Below are 13,954 nucleotides of genomic sequence, written 5' to 3' on the forward strand. Positions count from 1 at the left end.
ACTAGGTTCACCGACATGGATCTCGGGACCCACGGACAGAGCGACGACGAGCTGCGCAGTGCGCTGACCCGGCTGGTGAAGCAGCTCGTCCAGGACGAGCCGAACGCCGCGCGGCGGGGAGACGACCTGCTGCCCATCCTGGACGCCCACCTGGGCGTCGCGGCCGACGAGCTCGCCGTCGTGGTCGAGCCCATCATGATCCACCGCTGGGCCGACACGGACATCGCACTGGAGGCGATCGTCGCCCGCGATCCAGCCGCCCGGCTGCTGGGTGTGGGAGGTGGGGACCAGCGTCACCACAGCTCCCTGAGCGACCTGATGGCCAACGCAGAGTGGGGCCGCTTCCGCAGTGGCCAGGTCGACCGCCTCAACGTGGCGACCGGACCAGACACGGAGCGGGCGACGGTCGCCTTCGGCCTGCACCTCTTCCACCACGAGGGTGCGCCCATGGTGGTGGTGCAGCGGGTCGGCAACCCCGAGTACGGATCCCAGGCACGTCTCGAGGTGCTCGCCACCGACCCCGAGGTGGTCACCGCCATGCTCGCCGAGCTGCGCGAGGAGTCGATGCGTCGCAGCGTTCTCTGGCGTCAGGTCATCAGCTTCAGCACCAACCCCTACGAGCGGTCCATGTCGGGGTTGACCTTCCACCGCCGGCCGGACCTGCCCGCCAGCAACGTGGTGCTTCCGACTGGCACGCTGGAACAGGTCCGTGCCCATGTCGTCGGGCTCGCGCAGCACCGTGAGCTGCTGCGGGACAAGGGGCAGCACCTCAAGCGCGGCGTGCTGCTCTACGGCCCACCGGGCACGGGCAAGACCCACACGGTCCGCCACCTGGTGAGTGCGGCATCGGACACGACCGTGGTGCTCATGAGCGGCACCGAGATGGCGCACGTGGGCACGGCCGCCCAGATCGCCCGAGCGCACCAGCCCGCCGTCGTCGTCATCGAGGACTGCGACCTGATCGCGGAGGACCGCGACCACCACTTCGGTGGAGGCGCGTCCCCCTTGCTGTTCACCCTGCTCGACGCCATGGACGGGCTCGACCAGGACGCTGACGTGGTGTTCCTGCTGACCACCAACCGTGCCGAGGCCCTCGAGAAGGCCCTCACCCAGCGTCCCGGACGGGTCGACCTCGCGGTCGAGATCCCGCTCCCCGAGGAGGCCGACCGGCGCACCCTCATCCGTCTCTACGCTGCAGAGCTCGCCTTCTCGTCGGTGGCCATCTCCCGCGCCGCCCGGGAGTCCGCCGGGACCACCGCGTCGTACGCCAAGGAGCTCGTGCGCCGGGCCGTGCTGCTCGCCGCCATGGCCGGCCGTGAGCCCTCGGACGAGCACCTGGCGGCCGCCACCGAGGAGCTGCTCGCCGACTCCTCGCGACTCACCCGCGCCCTCCTGGGCTCGAACGACGACTCCGGCGAGACGAGTGCCGACTAGCTGGTCGCCATCCCCGGGCCGCCTAGGCTCGTCGCGGCAGGTCCGGCCGCGGTCGCCGGGCCCGCGCACCCACGTCCACGTCCCACGAGGAGAGACTGTTGATCTTCATCACCGCCCGCTTCCGCATCAAGCCCGAGCACGCCGACGCCTGGCCCGAGATCTCGCGCGAGTTCACCGAGTCGACCCGCGCCGAGCCGGGCTGCCTGTGGTTCGACTGGGCCCGGGCGCTCGACGACAGCGACGAGTACTTCCTCACCGAGGCCTTCGCCGACGGTGACGCGGGTGCGTCCCACGTGCAGTCCGAGCACTTCCAGAAGGCGACGCGCGAGCTGCCGGCGTACCTCGTCGAGACGCCGCGCATCGTCAGCACCGAGGTCGAGGGCACCGGCTGGTCCGAGCTCGGCGAGATGCGCGTCGACTGACGCGGCGACGGCCCGCGTGAGCACCCCCTTCGACCGGCTCGGCCCCGACCTGGTCACCACCGACCCCGAGGTCGTCGCGTCCTTCGCACGCGACGAGGCGGCACTCGGGGTGGCCGGCGGGGCCGGGCCGCTCGCCGTGCTCAGCCCCCGGAGCACCGCCGACGTGGCGGCCGCGCTCGCGATCGCCCACGAGCACCGGGTGCCGGTGGTGGTGCGTGGCGCCGGCAGCGGCCTGTCCGGGGCCGCCGCCGCACCCGACGGCTCGGTGGTGCTCTCCACCCGGCGGCTGGCCCGGGTGCTTGAGGTCGACCCGGTCGAGCGGCTGGCCGTGGTGCAGCCCGGGGTGGTCACCGGCGACCTGCGCGCGGCCGCGGCCGAGGTCGGCCTCTTCTACCCGCCCGACCCGGGCAGCGTCGCGTTCTCGACCGTCGGCGGCAACGTCGCGACGAACGCGGGTGGCATGTGCTGCGTCAAGTACGGCGTGACCGGCGACTTCGTGCTCGCCCTCGAGGTGGTGCTGGCCGACGGCACCGTGACCCGCACCGGCCGGCGGACGGCCAAGGGCGTCGCCGGCTACGACCTCACCTCCCTGCTGGTGGGGTCCGAGGGCACCCTGGGCGTCATCACGGAGATCACGGTGCGCCTGCTGCCGGCGCCCGGCCCGGCCAGCACGCTGGTCGCCACGTTCCCCTCGCTCGGTGCGGCCGCGGCCGCGGTGGCCGCCGTGACCAGGGCCGGGCTCGACCTGTCGATGCTCGAGGTCATGGACCGCACCACGCTCGACGCGGTCGACCGGCTGACTGGGATGGGTCTCGGCGCGGACGGTACGCCGGCGGCGATGCTGCTGGCGCAGAGCGACACCGCCGACGCGGCGCGCGCGCTCGAGGCCATGGCGGCGCTCTGCCGCGACGCCGGCGCCGAGGACGTCGTGCTCGCCGACGACGCGGTCGAGGGCGAGGCCCTGCTGGAGGCGCGCCGTCAGGCACTGCCAGCGCTCGAGCGGCTCGGCGACTGGATCCTCGACGACGTGTGCGTGCCCCGCGGCCGGGTCGTCGAGCTGCTGGAGGGGATCGAGCGGGTCGCGGCGGCGCAGGCGCTGACCATCGGGGTCTTCGGGCACGCCGGCGACGGCAACATGCACCCGACGATCGTCCACGACGCGAGCGACCCGGCCTCGGTGGCGGCCGCGGGCCGCGCGTTCGAGGCGATCACCGCACTCGCCCTCGACCTCGGCGGCACCATCACCGGCGAGCACGGCGTGGGCCGGCTCAAGCGCGACTGGCTGGCCCGCGAGCTCGACCCCGGGGCGATGGCGATGTCGCGGGCGGTCAAGGCGGCGCTGGACCCGCGAGGCATCCTCAACCCCGGGTGCGTCCTGGAGCCCTGAGGGCCTCCCAGCGCCGGCGCCAGTCACGGGCGAGGTCCCCGCCCTCCACGCTCTCGCGCTCGCAGGACACCAGCCGGTCGCGGGTGTCGGCGAGGCACTCGTCGCGCCCCGCACCGCCGTGCAGCAGGTCCCTGCTCTCGTCGACGCCCCACAGCTAGTCCCGCCCGCCGCGGCCGCGCACCTCGTCGCGACCGGGGCCGGGCACCAGGAGGTTGGGGCCCCCGTCTCCGACGAGCAGGTCGTCGTGGGTCGTGCCGACCACCCCCTCGACAGCCCGGAGGCGCACCACGCGCTTGCGCACCCAGCGGTCCAGGACGCGGGCGCGCCCCGTCCCGAGGTCGACCCGCACCCGGGCCCGCGACCCCGTGGCGACCAGCGCGTCCTGGCCGGCGCCGCCGTGCACGAGGCGGGTGAAGGCCGAGAAGCCCAGCAGGTCGTTGCCGCCACCACCGCGCACGACGTCGTCACCGCGGCTGCGGCCCACCACGTCGTCGCCTGGACCGGCCAGTATCTTCTCGGTGGCCGGGGTGGTGGTGATCACGTCGTCGCCCGCGCCGGCCCGCACCACGCGGGGGCCGCCCAGGCTGACATCGTCGTGGGCGGTGAGCGTGACCTCCTCCACCCCCGTCACCTCCACACCGCCGGGGAAGCGGTCGGGCGGGTCGTGCACGGCGACCTGCACCCCCTCGGACATGGCCGACAGGTCGACCCTGTCGTAGCCCTTGCCGCCCAGCGCGTAGGCCGCCTCCTGGGACACCGTGATCAGGTCGTCGCCGCCACGTCCCTTGGCGCCTCCCCGCACGAGGTGGAACACGTCGTCGTGGCTGGAGCCGGTGAACCCGCGCGGCGCACCGTGGTTGCCGAAGCCGACCAACCGGTCGCGGCCCCAGCCGGTCACCACCCCGGCCGCCTGGTCGACGACGACGCCGCGCGGCGCGCCCGCGTAGTCGACGCGCCCGCCGCCGGCCAGCACGTCGTCACCGCCCCGGGGCGCCAGGATGCCCCCGAAGTGGGTGCTGAGCCGGTTGGGCCCGTCGTCGCCGACCAGGGTGCCGCCGTCCCACGCCGTCAGGTCCTCGATGCCGCTGAGCCGGTCGTGGCCGGAGTCGCCCCGGGCCAGCCCGGTGCGCAGGTCGGCCGCGACCCGCCGCCAGCTGCCCCTGCTCTCCAGGTCGCGGTGCGCGAACGTCGCTACGTCTCGCCCCGGTCCTCCGCGCAGCTCGTCGTCACCGAGGCTGCCGTCGATCTCGTCGTCCCCGCCGCCACCGACCAGCACCTCGTCGCCCCGCGAGCCGAGCACCAGGTCGTCGAAGTCGGTGCCGCGCAGCTCCTCGACCCCGTAGACCTCCGTGTCACCGTGCCCGCGCACCAGCCACCGGTCGAGGTGGGCCCGCACCGGCGCGGGGTCGTCGGCGTGGTCCAGCCGGTCCTGACCGGGTCCGGCCAGGACGAGGTCGCGACCCGCGCTGGCACGCACACGGTCGTCGCCGGCGCCAGCGCAGATCACGTCGTCCCCCGGAGTGCCGGCCAGGTCGTCGTCGCCGTCGGTGCCGGTGATCGTGCAGCGCGGGTCCGGCTGCCAGTCCACGATCTCGTACGAGCCGGTGAGCAGCGGACCGGGCTCGCTGCGTCCCGTGTCGACCTCGACCACCCGCCGGCCCCCGTAGGTCCGCACCAGCACCCGCTCGCCGCTGGGGGCCCACACGAGGGAACCGGGCGGCCCGGGCACGGGCCGGGGCTCGGCGGCCGGGCCGCCGGCGGAGTCGAGGTCGACCACCACCAGCTCGTCCTGCGTGGAGAGCAGCAGCCGTTCACCCGTCGGGGACCAGGCGAGGTCCTGCGGTGCCTCGTCGAGCTCAGCCAACACCGTGGTCGCGCCAGTCGCGCGGTCCACGGTCACCACCTCGAAGCCCCACCTCGGGGTCGCGTCCGCACCTCGCGAGTAGGAGCGCAGGACACCCAGGCGCGAGCCGTCGGGCGAGGAGGTCAGGCCTCCGGTCCCTCCCACGAACGAGTGCACCAGGCGGGCGACGCCGGAGTCGACGGCGACCTCCCACAGCTCGCTGCCCGCGCCGGTGCGCACCAGCACGGCCGCGTGCTGGGACCCGGCCCAGACCATCTCGTCGACGAAGCGGTCGGGCACCCGCACCGGCCGGCGCTCACCGGTCACGACGTCCACCGCCATCGCGTCCTGGTCGCCGGGGGCCGCGTGGTCGAGTGCCAGCACCCGTCGGCGGTCGGGGGACCAGTCCACGGCCTCCAGCGAGGTGTAGGCGAGGTCGGCGGGATCGGCGGCGTAGAGCGGGGTGCGCGCGTCGTCGGAGTCCGTGGCCCGCGCCTGGAGGGTGCCGCCCGACCACGACCCGGCGAGCAGGGTCCCGCCCTCCGACTCCCAGGTGTACGCCGCCTCGGCGGCCCGGGCCGGGGACGCCGCCGACGGCCCGACCGGCAGCGGCACGACCACCGTCAGGGCCAAAGCCAGGGCCGCCAGCAGCCCCGGCACGACTAGCCACCGCGCCACGCCGAGCGGGACGGAGGACGCGACCGTGCGCCGGGTGGGACGGGGACGAGGACGCACGGCAGCTCCAGAGCTCGAGGACCGTCAGGTTAAGGGGCCGCACGCGGGTGCGGGGGCCGCCCCGCAGACCCGCTGGCCTAGGCTGCGGGCGCCCGACCCGAGGAGCGCCAGTGCCGACCCCACCGTCCACCACCGCGGCCCGTGCCGCAGCCGAGCGGCTGGCCGGGCTCGCCGTCCCCGCGGGGGCGCTGGGTCGCCTCGGCGAGCTGGCGGTCTGGGTCAGCAGCGTGCAGGGCGAGGTGCCGCCGCGCCCGCTGGAAGGGGTGCGGCTGGTGATCTTCGCCGGCGACCACGGGGTGGCCGGACACGGCGTGTCGGCCTACCCGCCGGCGATCACCGCGGCCATGGTGCGCACCTTCGTCGCCGGCCGGGCCGGCGTCAACGCCCTGGCCCGCGCCCACGGCGTGGGGGTGCGGGTGCTCGACGTCGCGGTCGACGCCGACCTCTCCGACCTGCCCGCCGAGGTCGGTGCCCACAAGGTGCGTCGCGGCAGCGGCGCGATCCACCTCGAGGACGCGCTGCACCCCGTCGAGACCACCCGCGCCCTCGAGATCGGACGTCGCGCAGCGCACGAGGAGGTCGCCGCGGGCGCCCAGCTGCTCCTCAGCGGCGACATGGGCATCGGCAACACCACCCCGGCGGCCGCCCTGGTCGCGGCCGGGCTCGGGCTGGACGCCGAGGAGGTGGTGGGTCGGGGCACCGGCGTCGACGCCGAGGGACTGCGCCGCAAGACCGCCGTGCTCGCCGCCGCCCTCGCCCGGGCGGGCCGTCGCGCCGACGACCCGGTCGAGACCCTGACCGCGCTCGGCAGCGCCGACCTGGCCGCCACCGTGGGCTACCTGCTGGCCGCGGCCGAGGCGGGCGTCCCGGTGCTGCTCGACGGACTGATGGCGGTCGCGTGCGCACTGAGCGCCGAGCGGATCGCGCCCGGCACGGGGGCCTGGTGCGTCGCCGGGCACCGCTCCCCCGAGCCCGCCCAGTCGCTGGCGCTGGCGCACCTGGGCCTGGAGCCGCTGCTCGACCTGGGCCTGCGCCTGGGCGAGGGCAGCGGCGCGGTGGCCGCGGTCCCGCTCCTGCGCAGCGCCGTGGCGCTGCTGCGCGACGTGGCACAGCTCGACGACCTGCTGCCCGACGAGGGCTGAGCGGTGCGCGACGCCTGGCTGCTGGCCGTGGGCACGCTGACGGCCGTGCGGGTCCCGCCCCCGGGCGCGGTGACCCCGCGCGTCGCGGGGGCCGCCATGGTGCTGGCCCCGCTCGCCGTGCTCCCGCTCGGCGGCGCCGTCCTGCTGGTCGGGCTGCTGGGCGTCGGGCTCGGGCTGCCGCCGCTCGTCACTGCACTGCTCGCCCTGGCGGCGGTGGCCGCCGGCACCCGGGCGCTGCACTGGGACGGGCTCTCCGACGTCGCCGACGGGTTGGTGGCCTCCTACGACCGCGAGCGGTCGCTTGCGGTGATGCGCACCGGGACGTCGGGGCCCGCTGGGGTCGTCACCACCGTCCTCGCCCTGGGCGTGCAGGCCGCAGCGAGCGCCGCGCTGATGACCAGCGCCCGCGGGGCGGTCACCGCCGCGGTGCTGGTCTGCCTGTCGCGCGCGGCGCTCGTGCTGTGCTGCGTGCGCGGCGTGCCCGGAGCCCGCGACGACGGTCTCGGGGCGTCGTACGCCGGCACGGTGCGTCCGGTGGTGGCGCTGGCCGTGTGGCTCGGCGTGGGGCTGCTGGCCGCCCTGGTCGCCGGGTGGGGCGGCGTCGCGGGTGCCGGGCTCGCGCTCCTCGTGGTCGGTGCGCTGGTGCACCGGGTGGTGCGCCGGCTCGGCGGTGTCACCGGCGACGTGCTCGGCGCCGCCGTCGAGCTCGCCCTGGCCGCCCTCCTGGTCGGTGCCTCCGCCCGCTGACCCCAGGCCCCGGCGCCGACACCCGGGGCGCCGGCACCCGGTCAGAGCCGCAGCACGCGCCCGGCCACGACCAGGTGCACCTCGTTGCAGGCCTCGGCCACCCGCTGGTTGACGGTGCCCAGCAGGTCGCGGAAGAGCCGGCCCGAGCGGTGCACGGGCACCACCCCCCAACCGACCTCGTTGCTGACCAGCACGACGTCGTGGGGGCACGCACGCACGGCCGCGGCCACCGCGGCCAGCCGGTCGTCGACGAGCGCCCGCACGTGGTCGGCGGGCGCGTCCCAGGCGTCGTGGTCGTCGACGACCCGGGTCAGCCACGTGCCCAGGCAGTCGACGAGCACCGGCTCCTCGGCGGCGCCCAGGGCGGCCTCCACCTGCGCGGTCTCGACGCTGGTCCACGACCCGGGACGCCGGGCCCGGTGGGCGGCGACCCGCGCCGCCCAGTCCTCGTCGACGAGCGGGTCGGGCACCGGCCCGGGGGCGATGTAGAGGACGGGGCCGCCACCCGCGAGGTCGGCGACCAGCGCCTCCGCGTGCGTGGACTTGCCGCAGCGCACGCCGCCGGTGACGAGGACCTTCACGCTGGCCTCCTGGAGCTGTCGGGAGCACCATCCTCCCCCGTGCCCAGCGTGAACGAGTCCAGCAGGCGGCAGCGACCCTCCTGCCACCACTGCAGGTCCACCCGGTCGACCCGGGAGGTCAGCGGCACCAGCCCCGCCAGGTCGTGCGCCACCGACGCCGGCGTGACCGGTCGGTCGTGGGGTGCCGGGCCGGGTCCGACCACGTCGAGGCTCAGGTGCGGCTGCACCTCCTCGGGCACGCCGTACCTGCCGGCGTACGGCGGGTGGTCGGGGTAGGCCCGCGCCACGAGGCGGGTCAACGTCGCGAACGGTTCAGCCGGCTCGGGGCGCAGGTGTACCAGCCCGTCGGCGAACACCCCCACGTCGCCCAGCCGCGCCTCGAACGCGGGGACGGCGCCGACCAGCGCCCGCACCCGGGCCAGGTCCCGCGGGCCGGGTGCCGGCACCCACGGCGCCAGCACGGTCAGGTGGGCGTGCACGAAGCCGGGGTCGGCCGCGACCCAGGCGGGGTCGTAGCCACGGGTGCGCTCGCGCACCCAGTCGTCGAGCACGGGCACCGGCACGGCCAGCACGGTGTGGCCGGGCCGCGGGTCGCTCACCTGGCTCCTCCTGGGACGAAATGACGAGGACCCCCGGTCCGACGCGTCCGCGTCGTCCCGGGGGTCCTCGTGCCGGTGGAGCTGAGGGGACTCGAACCCCTGACCCTCTGCATGCCATGCAGATGCGCTACCAGCTGCGCCACAGCCCCAACTGCCTGCCTCCCCGTTGCCGGTGAGCGACCTGCGGAACATTAGCCGACGACCCCGACGATGTGAAATCCGGGGTCAGGAGACGGTGCGGTTGTAGGCCTCGAGGCGCAGACGGCCGTCGTCGGCGTGCTCCCGGAAGACCACCCAGCCGCAGTTGGCCAACCCCTGGAGGGTCGCGAACTGCGTCTCCGGCCAGCCCAGCAGGGCGCCGGTGGCGACCCGGATCGCGGCACCGTGGGAGACGGCCAGCGCGGTCCCGCCCTCGGGTGTCGCGCGCAGCAGCTCGCCGAGGGCCTCGCTCATCCGCAGCCCGACCTCGGCAGCCTTCTCGGCGCCCGGCACCACGTCGTACTCGCCGGAGCGGAACGCCGCGAACTCCTCGGCGTCGAGCGCGCGGTACTCCTCGTGGGTCAGGCCTTGGCGCTCGCCGAGGTGGAACTCACGCAGCCGCGCGTCGTACGCCGCCCACGACGGCTCGCGGCCGAGCTCGCGCAGGACCGGTGCGACGGTGGCGCGGGCGCGGGCCAGGTCGGAGCACCACACGACGTCGGGGCGCAGCGCGGCCACGACCGGCGCGGTGCGCGCAGCCTGGTCGCGACCGGTGTCGTCGAGGTCGACGTCGAGCTGGCCCTGGATCCGCTTCTCGCGGTTGGAGGCGGTCTGGCCGTGCCGGAGCAGGACCAGGGTGCGGCTCACGCCGGGTCGCGGGGGGTGCTGGGACCCGTGGCGTCGGCCGGCAGCTCGATGACCGGGCAGTCGCGCCAGAGCCGCTCGAGGGCGTAGAACTCGCGCTCCTCCTCGTGCTGGACGTGCACGACGATCTCGCCGTAGTCGATGAGGACCCAGCGCCCGTCGCGCTCGCCCTCGCGGCGGATCGGCTTGGCGCCGACCTCGCGCAGCTTGTCCTCGACCTCGTCGACGATCGCCTTGACCTGGCGGTCGTTGGAGGCGGAGACGAGGAGGAAGGCGTCGGTGATGGCCAGCTGCTCGCTCACGTCGTAGGCGAGGAGGTCCTGGCCGAGCTTGTCGCCGGCGGCGCGCGCGGCGGCGTGCACCAGCTCGATGGCGTGGTCGGTGGCGGTCATGAGGCTCCGGTGTCGGTGGATGGTGTCTCGGTGGCGGGGTAGAGCTCGTGCTTGGCGATGTACTGCACGACGCCGTCGGGCACGAGGTACCACACCGGCTCCCCGCGCTGGGTCCGCGCACGGCAGTCGGTGGAGGAGATCGCCAGCGCCGGGATCTCCACCATCGTGACACGGTCGGCAGGGATCGCCCGCAACGTCTCCTCGTCCATCTCGTAGCCGGGACGGGTGCAGCCCACGAACTGGGCCAGGTCGAAGAGCTCGTCGGCGTCGCGCCAGGTGAAGATCTCGGCCAGGGCGTCGGCGCCGGTGATGAAGTAGAGGTCGGCCTCCGGCAGCCGCTCGCGCAGGTCGCGCAGGGTGTCGATGGTGTACGTGCGGCCGCTGCGGTCGATGTCGACGCGGCTGACGTTGAAGCGCGGGTTGGCCGCGGTCGCGATCACCGTCATCAGGTAGCGGTGCTCGGCCGTGGTGACCTCGCGGTCGGCCTTCTGCCAGGGGTCGCCGGTGGGCACGAAGACGACCTCGTCGAGGTCGAACCACGCCTGGACCTCCGAGGCCGCCACGAGGTGCCCGTGGTGGATGGGGTCGAAGGTGCCGCCCATGACGCCGACCCGGCGCCGACGCGTCATGAGCCGAGGCTCAGCTGTGCTCGCGGCCGTTGCCGAAGCCGAGCAGCGCGGCGAGCAGGCCCAGCATGATGACCAGGACCAGCAGGCCGATGCCGTAGGACAGCACGTGGTCGACCTCGTGCTCGGCCTCGGAGGCCAGGACGACGGTGCTCTGCAGGATCTGGGCCGCGGTCATGGCGACAGACTACTGCCAGGTCTCCGGGCGGGCAGCACCCGGCCCGCACCCGGGCTGCAACCGGGCGCAGCGGCTCAGCGCACGTGGCCGTCGCCGGTGACGACGTACTTGGTCGAGGTCATCTCGGGCAGCCCCATCGGCCCGCGGGCGTGCAGCTTCTGGGTGCTGATGCCGATCTCGGCGCCGAAGCCGAGCTCTCCCCCGTCGGTGAAGCGGGTGCTGGCATTGACCAGCACCGCCGCCGAGTCGACCGCGGCCACGAAGCGGCGCGCTGCCGACTGGTCCTCGGTGAGGATCGCCTCGCTGTGCGCGCTGGAGTGGCGGCGCACGTGGTCGATGGCCGCGTCGATCGAGTCGACGACGCCCACCGCGATGTCGAGGCTCAGGTACTCGGTGTCCCAGTCGTCCTCGGTGGCCGGCACCACGCCCGGCAGCGCGGCGGTGGTGGGGTCGCCGTGCACGGTGACCCCTGCCTCCTGCAGCGCGGCCACGACCCGGGGCAGGAAGGTCTCGGCGAGGTCGGCGTGCACCAGCAGCGTCTCGGCGGCGTTGCAGACGCTGGGGCGGTGGGTCTTGGCGTTGAGCACCACCGCGAAGGCCTTGTCGAGGTCGGCGGCGCGGTCGACGTAGACGTGGCAGTTGCCGACGCCGGTCTCGATGACCGGCACGGTCGAGCCCTCGACGACGCTGCGGATCAACCCCGCTCCCCCGCGCGGGATCAGCACGTCGACCCGCCCGCGGGCCCGCATCAGCGTGGTCACGCTCTCGCGCGAGTCGGCCGGCACCATCTGCACCACGTCGGGGTCGAGCCCGGCCCCGGCCGCCGAGTCGCGCAGCACCTCGACGATCGCGGCGTTGCTGGCCGCGGCGCTCGAGGAGCCGCGCAGCAGCACGGCGTTGCCCGACTTCAGGCAGATGCCGGCCGCGTCGGCGGTGACGTTGGGCCGGGCCTCGTAGACCATCGCCACCACCCCGAACGGCACCCGCACCTGGCGCATCTCCAGCCCGTTGGCCAGGGTGCTGCCGCGCACCACCTCCCCCACCGGGTCGGGCAGGCCGGCCACGTCGCGCAGCCCCTGGGCCATCGCCTCGAGCCGCTCGGGGGTCAGCCGCAGCCGGTCGACGATCCCGGCCGGCGTGCCGTCCCGCTCGGCGCGGCGTACGTCGTCGGCGTTGGCCTCGAGCACCTGCGCGGCCCGCTCGAGCAGCGCGTCGGCCATCGCGTGCAGCGCGGCGTCCTTGGTGGCGCGGGTGGCCTGCGCGAGACCGTGGCTGGCGGCGCGGGCGCGGTCGGCCAGGACGAGCACGGGGTCGGTGGTGGGGGCGTCGATCATGGCGCGATCGTAGACGTGGCGGGAGGGGCCGCTGCGCGTCCTCCTAGGCTGCGGACATGCGCATCGTGCTGCTCGGCGACAGCCACCTCGACCGGGTCCGCCGCGACCTGCACCGGCTGGCTCCCGAGCCCGGCGCCGAGGTGGTCAACGCCGCCGTCGGCGGCTCCTTCGCCTTCGAGCTGCTGGGCCAGGCGCACGGGGTGCACCTGCGACCCGAGGACGCCGTGGTCGTCTCGGTCGGCACCAACGACGCCGCGCCGTGGAAGGCGGTGCCGCCCTACGACTTCGAGGTCAACATGCGTGAGCTGCTCGACCACCTGGTCGAGCTGGGCACCCCGCGCCGGGGTCGTCTGGTCTACCTCACCCCGCCCGGGGTCGACGAGGCGCGGCTCGGCGGGCCCGGCGACCGCACCGGCGCCGTCGTGGCGTCGTACGCCGCCATCGGCGCCCGGCTGACCACCGCCGCCGGTGGCCGCGTCGTCGACGCCCTCGCCCTGCTCGCCCCCCTCGGCGCAGCGGCGTACCTCGACGACGGCGTGCACCTCACCGGCGCCGCCTACGACCTCCTGCTCCCCGCCCTCGCCGACGCCCTGCGCTGACGCCGCCCGGCGGGACGTCATGCAGGCGGGACGTCCGTCGCTGCGGGAGGTATGACGTCGCGCGGCCGGAGACGCCGAAGGGCCCCGACCACGTCGTGGTCGGGGCCCTCGGTGAGGTGAGCGGAAGGCTCAGCCCTTGCGCTGGTTGATCTTCTCGGTGGCGGCGGGCAGGACCTCCTTGAGGTCACCCACGACGCCGAAGTCCACGAGCTCGAAGATCGGGGCCTCCTCGTCCTTGTTGACCGCCACGATCGTCTTCGAGGTCTGCATGCCGGCGCGGTGCTGGATCGCACCGGAGATGCCGTTGGCCACGTAGAGCTGCGGGGAGACGGTCTTGCCGGTCTGGCCGACCTGGAAGGAGTGCGGCATCCAGCCCGAGTCGACCGCGGCGCGCGAGGCACCCACGGCGGCGCCCAGCGCGTCGGCCAGGCCCTCGATCGGGGCGAAGTCGCCGCCGGTGCCACGGCCGCCGGAGACCACGATCGCGGCCTCGGTCAGCTCGGGGCGACCCGAGGCCTTGCGCGGCTGGGCGGCCACGATCTGGGCCTTCTTGGCCGAGTCGGAGATCGTCACCGCGAACTCCTCGACCGTGCCGGCGCCGGCCTCCTCCACCGGGGAGGTGGAGTTGGGCTTGACCGTGATGATCGGGGTGCCGTGGGTGACCTTGGCCTTGACGGTGAAGTTGCCGGCGAAGACCGACTGGGTGGTCACGCCACCCTCCTCGACGTCGACGGCGTCGGTGATCAGGCCCGAGCCGGTCTTGATCGCCAGGCGGGCCGCTACCTCCTTGCCCTCGTAGCCGGAGACCAGCAGCACCGCGGCGGGGCTGCTCTTCTCCACCAGCTGGGCCAGCGCCTCGGCCTTGGGGGCCACCAGGTAGCCCTTGATCTCGGCGTCGTCGATCACGTAGATCTTCTCGGCACCGAAGGACGTGAGCTTCTCGGCCGCGGCCGAGGCCACGTCGGAGCCGCCGAAGACGACGGCGGCGGGCTCACCGAGGCGCTTGGCCAGGGCGAGGAGCTCGAAGGTGGGCTTGCGGATCGCGCCGTCGACGTGGTCGACGACAACCAGGACTTCAGACATGTCGGTCGC

At 74.8% G+C, this 13,954-nt stretch carries 15 protein-coding genes and 1 tRNA gene; 6 read left to right on the plus strand and 10 right to left on the minus strand.

The window, feature by feature from the left end:
- The first annotated feature begins 15 nt into the window (after positions 1-15).
- The 3 genes from QWJ41_RS07360 (at position 16) to QWJ41_RS07370 (ending at position 3,243) form a co-directional block, all read left to right on the plus strand.
- Positions 16-1,434, plus strand: a complete 1,419-nt coding sequence (locus QWJ41_RS07360) for an AAA family ATPase (protein ID WP_302706903.1) — start codon at positions 16-18, stop codon at positions 1,432-1,434.
- A 98-nt stretch (positions 1,435-1,532) separates the two neighbouring features.
- Complete coding sequence (locus tag QWJ41_RS07365; protein WP_302706905.1) at positions 1,533-1,856, plus strand: putative quinol monooxygenase; 324 nt, start codon at positions 1,533-1,535, stop codon at positions 1,854-1,856.
- Between the two features lie 16 nt (positions 1,857-1,872).
- Entirely contained in the window at positions 1,873-3,243 is a 1,371-nt protein-coding gene (locus tag QWJ41_RS07370; RefSeq protein ID WP_302706907.1) for an FAD-binding oxidoreductase, read from the plus strand.
- A 154-nt stretch (positions 3,244-3,397) separates the two neighbouring features.
- Here the strand turns inward: QWJ41_RS07370 and QWJ41_RS07375 are convergent, their stop codons facing one another.
- Positions 3,398-5,821, minus strand: a complete 2,424-nt coding sequence (locus tag QWJ41_RS07375) for a hypothetical protein (protein ID WP_302706909.1) — start codon at positions 5,819-5,821, stop codon at positions 3,398-3,400.
- Between the two features lie 110 nt (positions 5,822-5,931).
- Here QWJ41_RS07375 and cobT point away from each other — a divergent pair, with 110 nt between their 5' ends.
- Positions 5,932-6,963 carry a nicotinate-nucleotide--dimethylbenzimidazole phosphoribosyltransferase gene (gene cobT / locus QWJ41_RS07380; RefSeq protein ID WP_302706911.1) on the plus strand — a complete coding sequence of 344 codons (1,032 nt, stop codon included), beginning with the start codon at positions 5,932-5,934 and terminating at the stop codon, positions 6,961-6,963.
- A 3-nt stretch (positions 6,964-6,966) separates the two neighbouring features.
- Entirely contained in the window at positions 6,967-7,710 is a 744-nt protein-coding gene (locus QWJ41_RS07385) for an adenosylcobinamide-GDP ribazoletransferase (protein WP_302706913.1), read from the plus strand.
- 41 nt (positions 7,711-7,751) lie between these two features.
- On the opposite strand, the gene QWJ41_RS07390 is transcribed toward QWJ41_RS07385, so the two are convergent.
- The 8 genes from QWJ41_RS07390 to QWJ41_RS07425 form a co-directional block, all read right to left on the minus strand.
- Positions 7,752-8,291 (minus strand): bifunctional adenosylcobinamide kinase/adenosylcobinamide-phosphate guanylyltransferase, encoded by a 540-nt coding sequence (locus QWJ41_RS07390; protein WP_302706915.1) that lies wholly within the window; start codon positions 8,289-8,291, stop codon positions 7,752-7,754.
- The gene (locus QWJ41_RS07395) at positions 8,288-8,890 is read right to left on the minus strand and encodes a 2'-5' RNA ligase family protein (protein ID WP_302706917.1); all 603 of its coding nucleotides are present in this window, start codon (positions 8,888-8,890) and stop codon (positions 8,288-8,290) included. The genes QWJ41_RS07390 and QWJ41_RS07395 overlap by 4 nt, the downstream gene beginning before the upstream one ends.
- A gap of 76 nt (positions 8,891-8,966) precedes the next feature.
- Positions 8,967-9,039 (minus strand) — tRNA-Ala (locus QWJ41_RS07400).
- Positions 9,040-9,115: 76 nt separating this feature from the next.
- Positions 9,116-9,736, minus strand: coding sequence for a histidine phosphatase family protein (locus QWJ41_RS07405; protein ID WP_302706919.1), 621 nt, complete (start codon positions 9,734-9,736; stop codon positions 9,116-9,118).
- Positions 9,733-10,125, minus strand: coding sequence for a ribosome silencing factor (gene rsfS, locus QWJ41_RS07410; RefSeq protein ID WP_302706920.1), 393 nt, complete (start codon positions 10,123-10,125; stop codon positions 9,733-9,735). The genes QWJ41_RS07405 and rsfS overlap by 4 nt, the downstream gene beginning before the upstream one ends.
- Positions 10,122-10,754, minus strand: coding sequence for a nicotinate-nucleotide adenylyltransferase (gene nadD / locus QWJ41_RS07415; RefSeq protein ID WP_302706921.1), 633 nt, complete (start codon positions 10,752-10,754; stop codon positions 10,122-10,124). Before nadD ends, rsfS begins: the two co-directional genes overlap by 4 nt.
- A gap of 10 nt (positions 10,755-10,764) precedes the next feature.
- Complete coding sequence (locus tag QWJ41_RS07420) at positions 10,765-10,929, minus strand: hypothetical protein (protein WP_302706923.1); 165 nt, start codon at positions 10,927-10,929, stop codon at positions 10,765-10,767.
- Between the two features lie 74 nt (positions 10,930-11,003).
- Entirely contained in the window at positions 11,004-12,263 is a 1,260-nt protein-coding gene (locus QWJ41_RS07425) for a glutamate-5-semialdehyde dehydrogenase (RefSeq protein ID WP_302706925.1), read from the minus strand.
- Between the two features lie 56 nt (positions 12,264-12,319).
- Here QWJ41_RS07425 and QWJ41_RS07430 point away from each other — a divergent pair, with 56 nt between their 5' ends.
- On the plus strand, positions 12,320-12,862 hold the full coding sequence (locus QWJ41_RS07430) for an SGNH/GDSL hydrolase family protein (protein ID WP_302706926.1): 543 nt from the start codon (positions 12,320-12,322) through the stop codon (positions 12,860-12,862).
- A gap of 129 nt (positions 12,863-12,991) precedes the next feature.
- Here the strand turns inward: QWJ41_RS07430 and QWJ41_RS07435 are convergent, their stop codons facing one another.
- Positions 12,992-13,945, minus strand: coding sequence for an electron transfer flavoprotein subunit alpha/FixB family protein (locus QWJ41_RS07435; RefSeq protein ID WP_302706927.1), 954 nt, complete (start codon positions 13,943-13,945; stop codon positions 12,992-12,994).
- Between the last annotated feature and the right edge of the window lie 9 nt (positions 13,946-13,954).

It is taken from the genome of Nocardioides cremeus, assembly GCF_030518195.1.
GTDB lineage: Bacteria > Actinomycetota > Actinomycetes > Propionibacteriales > Nocardioidaceae > Nocardioides > Nocardioides cremeus.

Excerpts from the sequence above, each read along its gene's own strand:
- QWJ41_RS07360 (WP_302706903.1), top strand. The coding sequence starts at position 16 with ATGGATCTCGGGACCCACGGACAGAGCGACGACGAGCTGCGCAGTGCG.
- rsfS (WP_302706920.1), bottom strand. The coding sequence starts at position 10,125 with ATGACCGCCACCGACCACGCCATCGAGCTGGTGCACGCCGCCGCGCGC.
- nadD (WP_302706921.1), bottom strand. The coding sequence starts at position 10,754 with ATGACGCGTCGGCGCCGGGTCGGCGTCATGGGCGGCACCTTCGACCCC.
- QWJ41_RS07420 (WP_302706923.1), bottom strand. The coding sequence starts at position 10,929 with ATGACCGCGGCCCAGATCCTGCAGAGCACCGTCGTCCTGGCCTCCGAG.
- QWJ41_RS07425 (WP_302706925.1), bottom strand. The coding sequence starts at position 12,263 with ATGATCGACGCCCCCACCACCGACCCCGTGCTCGTCCTGGCCGACCGC.
- QWJ41_RS07430 (WP_302706926.1), top strand. The coding sequence starts at position 12,320 with ATGCGCATCGTGCTGCTCGGCGACAGCCACCTCGACCGGGTCCGCCGC.
- QWJ41_RS07435 (WP_302706927.1), bottom strand. The coding sequence starts at position 13,945 with ATGTCTGAAGTCCTGGTTGTCGTCGACCACGTCGACGGCGCGATCCGC.